The sequence below is a fragment of the Streptomyces sp. NPDC053431 genome, assembly GCF_044544925.1.
Lineage (GTDB): Bacteria > Actinomycetota > Actinomycetes > Streptomycetales > Streptomycetaceae > Streptomyces.
This window is the reverse complement of sequence record NZ_JBITXX010000007.1, coordinates 33,534-46,983: the sequence shown is the minus strand read 5'-3', so window position 1 is coordinate 46,983 and position 13,450 is coordinate 33,534. Positions and strand designations below refer to the sequence as shown.

Sequence of the window (13,450 nt, the reverse complement as noted above, 5' to 3'; positions counted from 1 at the left end):
AATCGCTAGCGTGACAGGCGTGAAGTTCGCTCCGCGGTCGAAGCCGGTGCCCCGGGCGGCACGGGTCCACGTCGGCTGCGCCGTGCTCGCCGCCACGGCGGTCGGCCTGCCCGCGTTACGCCCCGGCGCGGCCACCCCCTGGCCGACCACGCTGCTGCTCGCCGCCCTGTACGCGCTGTGCGAACTGCCCGCCCGCTGCCGCCTCCTCGGCCGGGCGCTGTCCCCGGGGGCCGGTTCGTTCTTCCCCGTCCTGCTCACCGCCGCGCTGCTCCTGCCGCCGTCCGCCGCCGCGCTCGCCGCGGTACCCGGCGCCGTCCTCGCCCGCGTCGACCGGCCGCCCTTCGCCCTGCGCCGGGCCTGGCGCGCCGCCCAGCTGGCCCTGTCCGTCTGGGCCGCGGCCGTCGTCGGGCAGCTCCTCCAGTGCCCGGGAGCGCTCGGCCGCGGGCCGGACGTCCCCGACTTCCCGTACGTGCTGCTGCCCGCCGGGGCCACCGCGCTCGTCTTCTGCCTGGTCCTCACCGCGCTGGACGGCAGCATCCGCGCCACCGCCGAACAGCTCCCGCCGCGGACCGCCTGGCGCGGACTGCTCGGCCGGTCCCTCGCCCCGCACACGGCGCACGGCCTCGCCGGGCTGATGATGGCCGTGCTGTGGCGCAGCAGCTACGGTCCGGTCGCCGCGCTCTTCGTTCTGCTGCCCATGTACATCTCCTGCTGGGGCTTCGCCCAGTACCACCGCGAACGCGCCGCCCACCAGGCCACCATCCGGGCCCTCGTCCAGGCCGTGGACATCAAGGACCGCTACACCCGCGGGCACAGCGAAAGGGTCGGCCACGCCTCGGTCCTGATCGCCCGTGAGCTCGGCATGGACGAGCCCCGCCTGGAGGTCGTCCGGTTCGCCGGCATCCTCCATGACGTCGGCAAGCTGGGGGTGCCGACCCGGGTGCTGCGCAAGGACGGCCCTCTGACCCCCGAGGAGCGCCGGGTCATCGAGCTCCACCCCGAGTACGGGCACGAGATGGTCCGCGGCATCGGCTTCCTCGGCGAGGCCCGCACGGCGATCCTGCACCACCACGAGCGCATGGACGGCAGCGGTTACCCGTACGGCCTCAAGGGCCACCGGATTCCCGAGTACGCGCGCGTGGTCGCCGTCGCCGACGCCTTCGACGCGATGACCTCCACCCGCTCGTACAGCAGGGCCCGCCCCGTCGAGACGGCCCTCGCCGAGCTGGAACGCTGCGCCGGCAGCCAGTTCGACCCCCGCATGGTCGACGCCCTCGCCCGCGCCCTGCACAAACACGGCTGGCAGACAGAGGTCACCGCCGACGAAACGGTCCCGCCCCCCAGATCCCCTCAACCGACGACGGCGGAAAGGCGCCCGGACCCGGACCCACCAGCCCCGGCCCGGCGGCCGACGACGGCGGGAAAGCGCCCGGAGCCGGAGCCACCCGCCCCCGCCCGGCGGCCGACGACGGCGGGAAGGGGTCCGGGGCCGGAGCGGGGGAGGGAGGTGTCCGGACGTGGTGGCGTCCTCCACGAGCGAAGCGAAGTGGAGCACGCAGTCCGGACACCTCCCTCCCCCGCGGAGGCCCCGGACCCCGCGAACCCACGGGTGAAAGCCCAGCACAGGCGGCAGGCATGAGAACCCCCCGCGAGACCACGCCCCCAGGCACGACCACGGCGGCCCACTTCACCACGACCACGCCCCCCCGCCCCACCACGGCCGCCCGCGCCACCACCGCCACCGTCCACGCCGCCGCCCTGCTCCTCACCCTCGCGGGGCTGGGCGCCACCCTCTGGCAGGGGGTGGACGAACCGGGCAACGCCCTGGCCTTCGGCATCCTCATCGCCCTGGGCGAGCTCGCCCGCCACGGCGCCCAGCCCGGCGAGCGGGAACCGGCCCCGCTGGCCGCCGCCGGCGCCCTCGCGTACGCCCTGCTCGGACAGGACGCCGGCCGGGCCACCACCCACGGCGTCCTCCAGACCGTCGCCGTCGTCGTCGCGGCCGGCCTCGCCGGGAGCGTCCCCCACGTGGCCCGGGGCCGCGGCCCCCACCCCGACCTCCTGGCCCGGCGCATCCTCACCGTCGGCTTCGCCGCCCTGTGCTTCCAGCCCCTCTTCAACGCGGGCACGATCACCGCCCACCTCGGCCAGGGCCCGTCCTACGCCCTCTTCCTGCTCCTGCTGCTGGTGCTCACCGCCCTCTGCGACGCCGTCCTCGCGGCCGTGCTGCTCCGCGCCCGTACCGGTCACCCCTACGGCCCGCTGCTCCGCGACGAACTGCGCGCCCTGCTCGGCATCGGCTCCGCCGTGTGCGCCACCGGCACCGTCATGGCGCTCGGGGTGGCCGTCGCCGGCCTGTGGGCGCTGCCCGTCTTCGCCGTACCGCTGCTGCTCACCCAGGTCTCCTTCCGGCGGTACGCGGCCGTGCGCACCACCAACCGGCAGACCATCGCCTCGCTCGCCCGGGCCACCGAGATCGCCGGCTGCACCCCGCCCGGCCACGCCCACCGGGTCGCCGCGCTCAGCCGGGCCGTCGGCCGCGAGCTCGGCCTGTCCGGGACCGAGCTGACCGTCCTGGAGTACGCGGCGCTCATGCACGACATCGGACAGCTCTCGCTGGTCGACCCCGTCGACGGCGGAGCCACCGCCCCGCTGCCCGCCGAGGAGCAGCGCAGGATCGCCCTGCTCGGCGGCGCCGTGGTGCGCCAGACCGGCGTCCCGGAGGCCGTCGCGGTCGTCGTCGAGCGGCAGGCCGACCCGTACCGGGAGCAGCCGCTGCCCGCCCGGATCGTCCGCACCGTCAACGCCTACGACGACCTCGCCGCCGGCAGTCCGGGCGGCGGCCTCGGCGCCCTGGAGCGGCTGCGTCTGGGCACCGCCCACGACCACCACCCCGACGTGGTCGAAGCCCTTGCCAGGGTCCTCGCGCGCGGAGGTGTCAAGAGGGGCATCGCCCCCGTTCCGCCGGGGTAACCCATGGGTAATGAGCGCGCGTCCGACCGGGCATGGTTGGATGCGAACAAGAGGGTGAAGCGACCGGCAGGCGGGAATCGTGAGGATCTTCGGGAAGGTACGGCATCGGCCCTCCGCCTCGTGGCGGCAGGCCACCGACCGCGCGTTCACGCTGATCGGCGACGGCCGGTACGAGGACGCGGGCGCGCTGCTCACGCGCGCGGCGGACCTGGAGCCCTGGCTCTCCGAGTCCTGGTTCAACCTGGCCCTGCTGCACAAGTTCCGGCACGACTGGGAGCAGGCCCGGGCCGCCGGGCTGCGCGCCGTCGCACTCCTGGACAAGGAGACGGGCGCCCCCGACTGGTGGAACGTGGGCATCGCCGCCACCGCCCTGCAGGACTGGCCGCTGGCCCGCCGCGCCTGGCAGGCCTACGGGCTCAAGGTCCCCGGCGCCGCCGCGGGCACCGGCGAGCCGGCCGGCATGGAGCTGGGCAGCGCGGCCGTGAGGCTCTCCCCGGAGGGCGAGGCCGAGGTCGTGTGGGGCCGCCGCCTGGACCCCGCCCGGATCGAGGTGCTGTCCATCCCGCTGCCGTCCTCCGGCCGCCGCTGGGGCGAGGTCGTGCTCCACGACGGGGTGCCGAACGGTGAGCGCACCACCACGGCCGGCCCCTCGTACCCGGTCTTCGACGAGATCGAGCTCTGGGCCCCCTCGCCCGTGCCCACCTGGGTGGTCCTCCTGGAGGCGGCCACCGAGGCCGACCGGGACGCCCTGGAGCAGCTCGCCGCCGACGCCGGCTTCGCCGCGGAGGACTGGTCGTCCTCCGTACGGCTGCTCTGCCGTGCCTGCTCGGAGTCGACGATGCCGAGCGCCGAGGGCGAGGGCGAGCACCTGGACCCGCACGACCACAGCGAGCCCGGGCACCCCGGTCCGCTGGGCCACCGCTCGCCGGGCGAGCTGTGGGTCCCGGAGCGCGAGTGCGGCATCGCCGCCCCCGCGGGCCTGGTGCGCGGGCTGCTCGACGGCTGGGTCGCGGACAGTCCGGACAGTCGTGAGTGGCGTGATCTCGAAGAGGTCTGCTGAGGTCACGGCCCCGGGCCCGTAGGCTGTCCTCCGACGGAATCGGGTTTTCAGAAGGGCGCGGCCGGACATGGCGCAGCAGGAGACGGACGAGCAGATCAACGACGGCTTCGTCGTGGACACGGAGGACTGCGAGGCGCGTGAGCTCGCACACCGCGAGCGGGGCACCTCGCGTCCGATCACGGTCGTCGGGAACCCCGTGCTCCACCGGGAGTGCAAGGACGTCACCGAGTTCGACGACGACCTGGCCCAGCTGATCGACGACATGTTCGCCAGCCAGAGGACCGCCGAGGGCGTCGGCCTGGCCGCGAACCAGATCGGCGTGGACCTGAAGGTCTTCGTCTACGACTGCATGGACGACGAGGGCGTCCGGCACGTCGGCCATGTGGTCAACCCGGTCCTCCAGGACCTGCCGGCCGACCGCCGCCACCTGGACGACTCCAACGAGGGCTGCCTCTCGGTCCCGACCGCGTACGCCTCGCTGGCCCGCCCGGACTACGCCGAGGTGCACGGCCAGGACTCGAAGGGCAACCCGATCAAGGTGCGTGGCACGGGCTACTTCGCCCGCTGCCTCCAGCACGAGACGGACCACCTGTACGGCTTCCTGTACATCGACAAGCTCTCCAAGCGCGACCGCAAGGACGCCCTGAAGCAGATGGCCGAGGGCACCCCGCGCTACCCGGTCGTCGCGAACGACTGACCTTCCCGCAGGCACGCCGAAGGGCCCTGCTCCCCCCCGTGGAGCGGGGCCCTTCGGCATGGGGGCCTTTTAGAAGTCCTCGCCCAGGTCCACCGAGCCCTCGACCGCCACCTGGTAGGCGGACGGGCGGCGCTCGAAGAAGTTGGTGAGCTCCTGGACGCCCTGGAGCTCCATGAACGCGAACGGGTTCTCCGAGCCGTACACCGGGGCGAAGCCCAGGCGGGTCAGGCGCTGGTCGGCGACGCACTGGAGGTACTCGCGCATCGACTCGGTGTTCATGCCCGGCAGGCCGTCGCCGCACAGGTCGCGGCCGAACTGCAGCTCCGCCTCGACGGCCTCCCGCAGCATCGCGGTGACCTGCGCCTGGAGCTCGTCGTCGAAGAGCTCCGGCTCCTCCTTGCGGACGGTGTCCACGACCTCGAAGGCGAAGTTCATGTGCATCGTCTCGTCACGGAACACCCAGTTGGTGCCCGTCGCGAGGCCGTGCAGCAGGCCGCGGGACCGGAACCAGTACACGTAGGCGAAGGCGCCGTAGAAGAACAGGCCCTCGATGCACGCGGCGAAGCAGATCAGGTTGAGCAGGAAGCGCCGGCGGTCGGCCTGCGTCTCCAGCCGCTCGATCTTCTCCACCGAGTCCATCCACTTGAAGCAGAACTGCGCCTTCTCGCGGATGGAGGGGATGTTCTCGACGGCGGCGAACGCGGCGGCGCGGTCGTCCGGGTCGGGCAGGTAGGTGTCGAGCAGCGTCAGATAGAACTGGACGTGCACGGCCTCCTCGAAGAGCTGGCGCGACAGGTACAGGCGCGCCTCCGGGGAGTTGATGTGCTTGTACAGCGTCAGGACCAGGTTGTTCGCCACGATCGAGTCGCCGGTCGCGAAGAAGGCGACCAGGCGACCGATCATGTGCTGCTCGCCCGGGGTGAGCTTGGCGAGGTCGGCGACGTCCGAGTGGAGGTCGACCTCCTCCACGGTCCAGGTGTTCTTGATCGCGTCCCGGTAGCGCTCGTAGAAGTCCGGGTAGCGCATCGGACGGAGGGTCAGTTCGAAGCCCGGGTCCAGCAGGTTCTTTTCGGTGGACGTGGTCATTACTGGCAGGCCTCGCAGGACTCGGGGTTCTCAAGGGAGCAGGCGACGGCGTCGGCGTCGGGCGTCGCCTGCTGGACGGGGATGGTGCTGGCCTGGGCGGCGCGGGCGATCCGGGTCGCCGGGCGCGAGCGCAGGTAGTACGTGGTCTTCAGGCCCTGCTTCCAGGCGTACGCGTACATCGACGACAGCTTGCCGATGGTCGGCGTCTCCATGAACAGGTTCAGCGACTGCGACTGGTCCAGGAACGGGGTGCGGGCCGCCGCCATGTCGATCAGACCGCGCTGCGGGATCTCCCAGGCCGTGCGGTACAGCTCGCGCACCTCGGCCGGCACCCAGCCGAAGCCGGCCACCGAGCCGTTGGCGTCGCGCAGCGCCTCGCGGGTCTGCGCGTCCCACACGCCGAGCCGCTTGAGCTCGTCCACCAGGTACGAGTTGACCTGGAGGAACTCGCCGGACAGCGTCTCGCGCTTGAACAGGTTGGAGACCTGCGGCTCGATGCACTCGTAGACACCCGCGATCGAGGCGATCGTCGCGGTCGGCGCGATGGCCAGCAGCAGGCTGTTGCGCATGCCGACGGCGGCGATCCGCTCGCGCAGCGCGGCCCAGCGCTCGGGCCAGTTCAGCTCGACGTCGTAGTGGTCCGGGTGCAGCACGCCACGGGCGGTACGGGTCTGCTCCCAGGCCGGCAGCGGGCCGCTGCGCTCGGCGAGGTCGGCGGAGGCCTCGTACGCGGCGAGCATGATCCGCTCGGCGATCCGGGTGGAGAGCGCCCGGGCCTCGGCCGAGTCGAAGGGCAGCTTCAGCTTGAAGAAGACGTCCTGGAGGCCCATCGCACCCAGACCCACCGGGCGCCAGCGGGCGTTGGAGCGGCCCGCCTGCTCGGTCGGGTAGAAGTTGATGTCGACGACCCGGTCGAGGAAGGTGACGGCGGTGCGGACGGTCTCGTCGAGCCGCTCCCAGTCCAGGTCCGCACCGGCGACGAACGCGCCCAGGTTGACCGAGCCGAGGTTGCAGACCGCCGTCTCGCCGTCGTCGGTGACCTCGATGATCTCGGTGCAGAGGTTCGAGGAGTGGACGACCGTGCCGGGCTCGGCGGTCTGGTTGGCGGTGCGGTTGGAGGCGTCCTTGAAGGTCATCCAGCCGTTGCCGGTCTGCGCGAGGGTGCGCATCATCCGGCCGTACAGGTCGCGGGCCGGCATGGTCTTCCTGGCCAGGCCCTTGGCCTCGGCGGCGCGGTAGGCGGCGTCGAACTCCTCGCCGTACAGGTCGACCAGCTCGGGCACGTCGGCCGGGGAGAACAGCGACCACTCGGCGTCCGCGTTGACCCGGCGCATGAACTCGTCCGGGATCCAGTGCGCCAGGTTGAGGTTGTGGGTGCGGCGGGCGTCCTCGCCGGTGTTGTCGCGGAGCTCCAGGAACTCCTCGATGTCCGCGTGCCAGGTCTCCAGGTAGACCGCGGCGGCGCCCTTGCGGCGGCCGCCCTGGTTCACGGCGGCGACGGAGGCGTCGAGCGTCTTCAGGAACGGGACGATGCCGTTGGAGTGCCCGTTGGTGCCGCGGATCAGCGAACCGCGGGCGCGGATCCGGGAGTAGGACAGGCCGATCCCGCCGGCGTGCTTCGACAGCCGCGCGACCTGGTGGTAGCGGTCGTAGATGGAGTCCAGCTCGTCCTGCGGGGAGTCCAGCAGGTAGCAGGACGACATCTGCGGGTGGCGGGTGCCGGAGTTGAAGAGGGTGGGGGAGGACGGCAGGTAGTCGAGCCGGCTCATCAGCCCGTACAGCGCCGCCACTTCGTCCAGCGCGCGGGCCGAGTCGTCCTCGGCGAGGCCGGAGGCGACGCGGAGCATGAAGTGCTGCGGGGTCTCGATCACCTTGCGGGTGATCGGGTGGCGCAGCAGGTAGCGCGAGTAGAGGGTGCGCAGGCCGAAGTAGCCGAAGCGGTCGTCGGCCGCGGCGTCGATCGTGGCGTCCAGCCGGGCGGCGTGCCGGGCCACGAAGTCGGCGGTCCGGTCGGCGATCAGGCCCTCGCGGTGGCCGACGGCGACGGAGGCGGAGAAGGAGACCGCGCCCTGGCCGGCCGCCTCCTCGGCGATGGTGAGCGTCAGGAGCCGGGCGGCGAGCCGGGAGTAGGCGGGGTCCTCGGCGATCAGGCCGGCGGCGGCCTCGGTGGCCAGTTCGCGCAGCTCCGCCTCGTCCGAGCCGGGGTGCCGGCCGCGCAGGGCGGCGGCGGCGACCTTGCCGGGGTCGGTGTCCGGCAGATCGGCGGTGAGATCGGTCAGGGTCCGCAGGAGTACGGTCCCGGGGCCGTCGTTCTCGATCGCTGCGGCCGGATCGGCGGGCGCGATGGTCACGTGGGGGCTCTCCCTCGCTCGGCTCGGGGCCAGGACGGGAGGCGGGAACGGGCGGCCGTACGCAGGGCGGCGCCGCGTCCACCGGCCCACTCCGCGAGGCCCGGACGTCTGTGGCACCCGGAACGGACGGACCGGGCGCACTGTCGGCAGGTCCTCGGACTCGCACGTGCGCGAAACGCGCAAAAGCACACCGTTGCGGGACAGTTCCGGATTTCCACCGGATTCCCCTGCGGCGACAGCGAGGATGAGCATACATGTGGGGGGCGCCCGTCGCGGCACCCCCCACATGTTGTGTGTCGTTTGCGTTGCTACAACTCCAGCGCGTAGCAGAGCAGGACGAATTCGGGGCGTTCGGGGATGGGGGCCCAGTCCCGTTCCGGGACTCGCCGGAAGCCCAGGCGCTCGTATATGCGGTGCGCCGTGCGCATGTCGGTCTGGGTGGACAGGACGATCCGCGCACAGCCCGGGACGGCCCGCGCCCGTTCGACGCAGGCCCGGACGAGCGCCTCGCCGACGCCGCGGCCGCGGGCGGCGCGGTCGACGGCCAGCATCCGGATCTCGGTCTCGCCGGGCTTGGCGCGCTCGCCCATCACCCCGGGGGCCGGGACGAAGGTGACGCCGCCCAGGACGGTGCCGGCGTCGTCGTCGGTGGCCACCGCCACGAGCACGTCGGCCACCTCGGCCCGCCCGGCCACGTTCCGCAGATGGCCCAGGTACCAGTCGTCCCGGCCGCGGACCAGGAACCCGTCGTCGAGGTAGGCCTGGCTGGTGATCTCGCCGAGGGTCTCGTGCTCCTCCGGGCGTACGTCTCTGATCATGAAGTCCATGCCCCGCAGTCTCCCGCGAGGCGCCTCCCGCGCGCACGCCGGTCTTCCCGGACTTCGCGCGTCCGCAACACCCGGACGCCGGGACCCCCGCAGGGGCCCCGGCGTCCGGTGGGAGGTGCGGAGGATCAGTGCCCGGTGCCGACCTTCGGCAGCTCGGTGACGACACCCGCGTCGCCCGCGTCGGCCGTGTAGTCCTCGGGGGAGGTCTCGTCGACGCCGTCCGGCGTGCCGACGGCCCGCAGGACGAGGGTCAGCACGACCGTGACGAGGACGTTGAGCACGAAGGCGGTGAGACCGATGTAGCCGATCTCGCCGATGCCCGGGATCTCGGCCGCGGAGCCGCCGAAGTGCTTCTGGGTGGGGCTCGCGACCCCGTACGCGGCGGCCGTGCCGTAGACCATGCCGACGGCCCAGCCCGCGAGCAGCGCCCAGCGGTGCATCCAGCGGGTGAACAGACCGCCGACGAGGGCCGGGAAGGTCTGCAGGATCCAGATCCCGCCGAGCAGCTGGAAGTTGATGGCGACGGTCTTGTCCATGGTGAGGACGAAGACGAGGGCGCCGACCTTCACCAGCAGCGAGACCAGCTTGGAGACCTTGGTCTCCTGCGCCGGGGTCGCGTCGGGCTTCAGGAAGTCCTTGTAGATGTTGCGGGTGAACAGGTTGGCCGCGGCGATCGACATGATCGCGGCGGGCACCAGCGCGCCGATGCCGATCGCGGCGAAGGCCACGCCCGCGAACCAGTCCGGGAACATGTTCTCGAACAGCTGCGGGATGGCGAGCTGGCCGTTCTTGACCTTCACGCCGGCCGCGATGGCCATGAAGCCGAGCAGGGCGAGCAGGCCCAGCATCAGCGAGTAGAGCGGCAGGATCGTGGTGTTGCGGCGGATCACGTCGCGGCTCTTGGAGGAGAGCGTCGCGGTGATCGAGTGCGGGTACATGAACAGCGCGAGCGCCGAGCCGAGCGCCAGCGTGGCGTAGGTCCACTGGCCGGCCTCGCCGGGCACGAGCGCGCCCTTGGGCTTGCCGGTGGCCGGGTTGACCGTCTGGTAGGCCTCGCCCGCCTTGGCGAAGATCTCGTCGAAGCCGCCCAGCTTGATCGGGATGTAGATGATCGCCACCGCGATGACGATGTAGATCAGGGTGTCCTTGACGAAGGCGATGAGGGCGGGGGCGCGCAGGCCGGAGGAGTAGGTGTACGCGGCCAGCACGCCGAAGGCGATGAGCAGCGGCAGGTCCTTCACGAACCAGTTGGTGTTCTCGCCGCCGCCGACGCCCATCACGTCCAGCACGGCCTGGATGCCGACGAGCTGGAGCGCGATGTACGGCATGGTGGCGAGGATGCCGGTGACGGCCACCGCCAGCGACAGGCCCTTGGAGCCGAAGCGGCCGCGGACGAAGTCGGAGGTGGTGACGTAGCCGTGCTTGTGGGAGACCGACCACAGGCGGGGCAGGAACGTGAAGATCAGCGGGTAGACCAGGATGGTGTACGGCACCGCGAAGAAGCCGGCCGCGCCGGCCGCGTAGATGGCCGCCGGGACGGCGACGAAGGTGTACGCCGTGTAGAGGTCGCCGCCGAGCAGGAACCAGGTGATCCAGGTGCCGAACGACCGGCCGCCCAGGCCCCATTCGTCGAGGCTGTGCTCGTTCTCGGCCTTGCGCCAGCGCGCGGCCAGGAAGCCCATGACCGTGACGGCCAGGAAGAAGAAGACGAAGACGCCGAGTGCGACGCCGTTCACGCCGTCGTTCATCGCGCGTCACCCCCCTTGCGGGTGCGCTGGTCGCGCTGCCACAGCTTGTACGCGACCATGGTGAGCACGGTGGAGACCAGCACCCAGAGCATCTGGTACCAGTAGAAGAACGGGACGCCGATCAGGATCGGATCCACCTTCGCGTACGAACTCACCCAGAGCATCGCGACGAACGGCGCGAAGAGGCAGAGCGCGATGACCACTCTCAGCGGCGTGATGACCGCTTGTTTCCCTTGTGTCGCTTCTGACATGGCGAAACCGTCCCCTCACTGATCACCTCGTGATGACGGGGAAATCTAGGGGACGGTCCCGCTGTTAGGAACCCCTGTCCGTATAACGGATCGGGGTGTCAAGAACGTGTCAGCCGTTGGGGCGTTGCAGGCGGGCGACGAACTTGTAGCGGTCGCCGCGGTAGACCGAGCGCACCCACTCGACCGGCTCGCCCTGCTCGTCGAAGGAGTGCCGGGAGAGCATCAGCATCGGCAGGCCCACGTCCGTGCCGAGCAGGCCGGCCTCGCGCGGGGTCGCCAGCGAGGTCTCGATGGTCTCCTCGGCCTCGGCCAGCCGCACGTCGTACACCTCGGCGAGCGCGGTGTAGAGCGAGGTGTACTTCACCAGGGAACGCCGCAGCGCGGGGAAGCGCTTGGCGGACAGGTGGGTGGTCTCGATGGCCATCGGCTCGCCGCTCGCCAGGCGCAGCCGCTCGATCCGCAGCACCCGGCCGCCGGGCGAGATGTCGAGCAGGCCGGCGAGGGTGTCGTCGGCGGTGACGTACCCGATGTCGAGCAGCTGCGAGGTGGGCTCCAGGCCCTGGGCCCGCATGTCCTCGGTGTACGAGGTGAGCTGGAGGGCCTGCGAGACCTTCGGCTTGGCCACGAAGGTGCCCTTGCCCTGGATCCGCTCCAGGCGGCCCTCGACCACCAGTTCCTGCAGGGCCTGGCGCACGGTGGTGCGCGAGGTGTCGAACTCGGCGGCGAGGGTGCGCTCGGGCGGGACCGGGGTGCCGGGCGGCAGGGTCTCCGTCATGTCGAGCAAGTGCCGCTTCAGTCGGTAGTACTTGGGCACGCGCGCGGTCCGGGTGGCTGCGCCGCCCTCTGTCTCCGTGCTGCCCGCGTCCGTGGCCATGGCCTGCCTTCCCGACTCCTGTGCTGCTGCCGTCACCGGCTCCTCCGTCTGTCGCGGCTCACATGGTGGCACGGACCGGTCACGGGTCGTCGCCCTCCCTCAGGTGTCGGTCCGATAACGGACCCGACTGCCCTTCTTATACACCCTTGACACCCCTAAAGGTCTAGGCCAAGCTCCGGGTACTGGTCTACACCATTAAAGACCAGGTCCCAGCCCCACAGCAGTACTCGACGTATGTCTTGGCGTCTTCGCGCAGTGGGAGGGGGGAGCAGGCATCCCTGAGGAGGGTGGCGTGAAGCGCAAGCTCATCGCGGCGATCGGCGTCGCGGGCATGATGGTCAGCATTGCCGCGTGCGGTGGCTCCGACGACAAGGGCGGGGCGAAGGCCGGCGGCGACGCCAAGGAGCTCACCGTCTGGCTCACGGTCGACGCCCAGAACAACTGGCCGGAGCTGGTCAAGGCCGCCGACGACGCGGTGACCAAGAAGCACCCCGGCATCACCATCAAGCACGAGTACTACGGCTGGCCGGACAAGAACACCAAGCTCGACGCGGTGCTCGCGACCGACAAGGCCCCGGACGTTGTCGAGATGGGCAACTCCGAGATGATCAGCTACATGGCCAAGGGCGCCTTCGCCGAGGTCGACCCGTCGAAGTTCGAGAACTCCGACAAGTGGCTGGACGCCCTCAAGGACTCCGTCACCTACAACGGCAAGACCTACGGCGTCCCCTACTACGCCGGTGGCCGCGTGGGCACCTGGCGCAAGGACATCGCCGCCGAGGCCGGCGTCAAGGCCGCCCCGAAGACCTGGGCCGAGCTGACCGCCGCGCTCGACGCCATCCAGAAGAAGAAGGGCGACAAGTTCAGCGCCTGGTACCAGCCGTCGCCGGACTGGTACGCCGCGATGTCCTTCGTCTACGAGCAGGGCGGCTCCATCGCCAAGCAGGACGGCGAGACCTGGAAGGCGAACCTCTCCTCGCCCGAGTCCATCAAGGGCCTCACCGAGTACAAGAACATCGTCGACAAGTACATGCACGGCGACAAGACGAAGGACGAGTCCGACCGTCCCGTCGTCTTCGGCCAGGGCAAGTCCGCGACGATCTTCGCCGCCGGCTGGGAGGGCGCCACCTCCGCCGACCCGAAGAACGACAAGGTCGGCGGGCTGAAGGACAAGCTCGAGAACTTCGTGATGCCCGGCCCGTCCGGCAAGAACCTGCCCGTCTTCCTCGGCGGCTCCGACCTGGCCATCCCGGTCAAGTCCAAGGCGCAGGGCGTGGCGGCCGAGTGGATCGCCGCCTTCACCGGCGCCGAGGGCCAGAAGGGTCTCGTCGCCAAGGGCAACCTGCCCAACAACAAGGCGGACCTCGCCCCGCTGAAGAACGACCCGGCCACCGCCGTCCCGGCGACCGCGGCCGAGTCCAGCTGGTTCGTCCCGACCGCCCCCGGCTGGGGCCAGGTCGAGAAGGCCCAGACCCTCAAGACGATGCTCATCGAGATCGCCAACGGAAAGAAGTCGGTCGAGCAGGCGGCCAAGGACGCCGACGCCGCGATCGACAAGGTCATCAACACCAAGTGACCTTCGG

General features: G+C 71.3%; 11 protein-coding genes and 1 riboswitch. Of the genes, 5 read left to right on the top strand and 6 right to left on the bottom strand.

Translation table 11 applies throughout. The features are described from left to right. The first annotated feature begins 19 nt into the window (after positions 1 to 19). The 4 genes from ACIGXE_RS18520 to def all read left to right on the top strand — a co-directional run bounded on the left by ACIGXE_RS18520 (position 20) and on the right by def (position 4,730). The gene (locus ACIGXE_RS18520) at positions 20 to 1,639 is read left to right on the top strand and encodes an HD-GYP domain-containing protein (protein ID WP_399748596.1); all 1,620 of its coding nucleotides are present in this window, start codon (positions 20 to 22) and stop codon (positions 1,637 to 1,639) included. After that, a complete protein-coding gene (locus tag ACIGXE_RS18515; protein ID WP_399748594.1) occupies positions 1,636 to 2,973 on the top strand; it encodes an HD-GYP domain-containing protein in 1,338 nt (445 codons plus the stop codon). The genes ACIGXE_RS18520 and ACIGXE_RS18515 overlap by 4 nt, the downstream gene beginning before the upstream one ends. Before the next feature lie 79 nt (positions 2,974 to 3,052). Then, entirely contained in the window at positions 3,053 to 4,033 is a 981-nt protein-coding gene (locus tag ACIGXE_RS18510; RefSeq protein WP_382537495.1) for a tetratricopeptide repeat protein, read from the top strand. 67 nt (positions 4,034 to 4,100) lie between these two features. Next, positions 4,101 to 4,730: a peptide deformylase gene (gene def, locus ACIGXE_RS18505; RefSeq protein ID WP_399748591.1), complete on the top strand. Its 630-nt coding sequence runs from the start codon at positions 4,101 to 4,103 to the stop codon at positions 4,728 to 4,730. A 69-nt stretch (positions 4,731 to 4,799) separates the two neighbouring features. On the opposite strand, the gene ACIGXE_RS18500 is transcribed toward def, so the two are convergent. The 6 genes from ACIGXE_RS18500 to ACIGXE_RS18475 all read right to left on the bottom strand — a co-directional run bounded on the left by ACIGXE_RS18500 (position 4,800) and on the right by ACIGXE_RS18475 (position 11,867). Beyond that, positions 4,800 to 5,816: a ribonucleotide-diphosphate reductase subunit beta gene (locus tag ACIGXE_RS18500; protein ID WP_399748589.1), complete on the bottom strand. Its 1,017-nt coding sequence runs from the start codon at positions 5,814 to 5,816 to the stop codon at positions 4,800 to 4,802. Beyond that, positions 5,816 to 8,167 carry a ribonucleoside-diphosphate reductase subunit alpha gene (locus tag ACIGXE_RS18495; RefSeq protein ID WP_399748587.1) on the bottom strand — a complete coding sequence of 784 codons (2,352 nt, stop codon included), beginning with the start codon at positions 8,165 to 8,167 and terminating at the stop codon, positions 5,816 to 5,818. The genes ACIGXE_RS18500 and ACIGXE_RS18495 overlap by 1 nt, the downstream gene beginning before the upstream one ends. 127 nt (positions 8,168 to 8,294) lie before the next feature. After that, positions 8,295 to 8,465, bottom strand: a riboswitch (cobalamin riboswitch). A gap of 10 nt (positions 8,466 to 8,475) precedes the next feature. Continuing rightward, positions 8,476 to 8,994, bottom strand: a complete 519-nt coding sequence (locus tag ACIGXE_RS18490) for a GNAT family N-acetyltransferase (protein WP_399748585.1) — start codon at positions 8,992 to 8,994, stop codon at positions 8,476 to 8,478. A 125-nt stretch (positions 8,995 to 9,119) separates the two neighbouring features. Further along, on the bottom strand, positions 9,120 to 10,742 hold the full coding sequence (gene mctP / locus ACIGXE_RS18485; RefSeq protein ID WP_399748583.1) for a monocarboxylate uptake permease MctP: 1,623 nt from the start codon (positions 10,740 to 10,742) through the stop codon (positions 9,120 to 9,122). After that, the gene (locus ACIGXE_RS18480; protein ID WP_399748581.1) at positions 10,739 to 10,993 is read right to left on the bottom strand and encodes a DUF3311 domain-containing protein; all 255 of its coding nucleotides are present in this window, start codon (positions 10,991 to 10,993) and stop codon (positions 10,739 to 10,741) included. Before ACIGXE_RS18480 ends, mctP begins: the two co-directional genes overlap by 4 nt. A 109-nt stretch (positions 10,994 to 11,102) precedes the next feature. Next, complete coding sequence (locus ACIGXE_RS18475; RefSeq protein WP_399749087.1) at positions 11,103 to 11,867, bottom strand: GntR family transcriptional regulator; 765 nt, start codon at positions 11,865 to 11,867, stop codon at positions 11,103 to 11,105. A gap of 292 nt (positions 11,868 to 12,159) precedes the next feature. Here ACIGXE_RS18475 and ACIGXE_RS18470 point away from each other — a divergent pair, with 292 nt between their 5' ends. Next, entirely contained in the window at positions 12,160 to 13,443 is a 1,284-nt protein-coding gene (locus ACIGXE_RS18470) for an extracellular solute-binding protein (protein WP_399748579.1), read from the top strand. Positions 13,444 to 13,450: the final 7 nt, after the last annotated feature.

Bases quoted from the DNA above. Each gene is read 5' to 3' on its own strand.
- ACIGXE_RS18515 (WP_399748594.1), top strand. From the start codon at position 1,636: ATGAGAACCCCCCGCGAGACCACGCCCCCAGGCACGACCACGGCGGCC.
- ACIGXE_RS18480 (WP_399748581.1), bottom strand. From the start codon at position 10,993: ATGTCAGAAGCGACACAAGGGAAACAAGCGGTCATCACGCCGCTGAGA.
- ACIGXE_RS18500 (WP_399748589.1), bottom strand. From the start codon at position 5,816: ATGACCACGTCCACCGAAAAGAACCTGCTGGACCCGGGCTTCGAACTG.
- def (WP_399748591.1), top strand. From the start codon at position 4,101: ATGGCGCAGCAGGAGACGGACGAGCAGATCAACGACGGCTTCGTCGTG.
- ACIGXE_RS18475 (WP_399749087.1), bottom strand. From the start codon at position 11,867: ATGGCCACGGACGCGGGCAGCACGGAGACAGAGGGCGGCGCAGCCACC.
- mctP (WP_399748583.1), bottom strand. From the start codon at position 10,742: ATGAACGACGGCGTGAACGGCGTCGCACTCGGCGTCTTCGTCTTCTTC.
- ACIGXE_RS18490 (WP_399748585.1), bottom strand. From the start codon at position 8,994: ATGGACTTCATGATCAGAGACGTACGCCCGGAGGAGCACGAGACCCTC.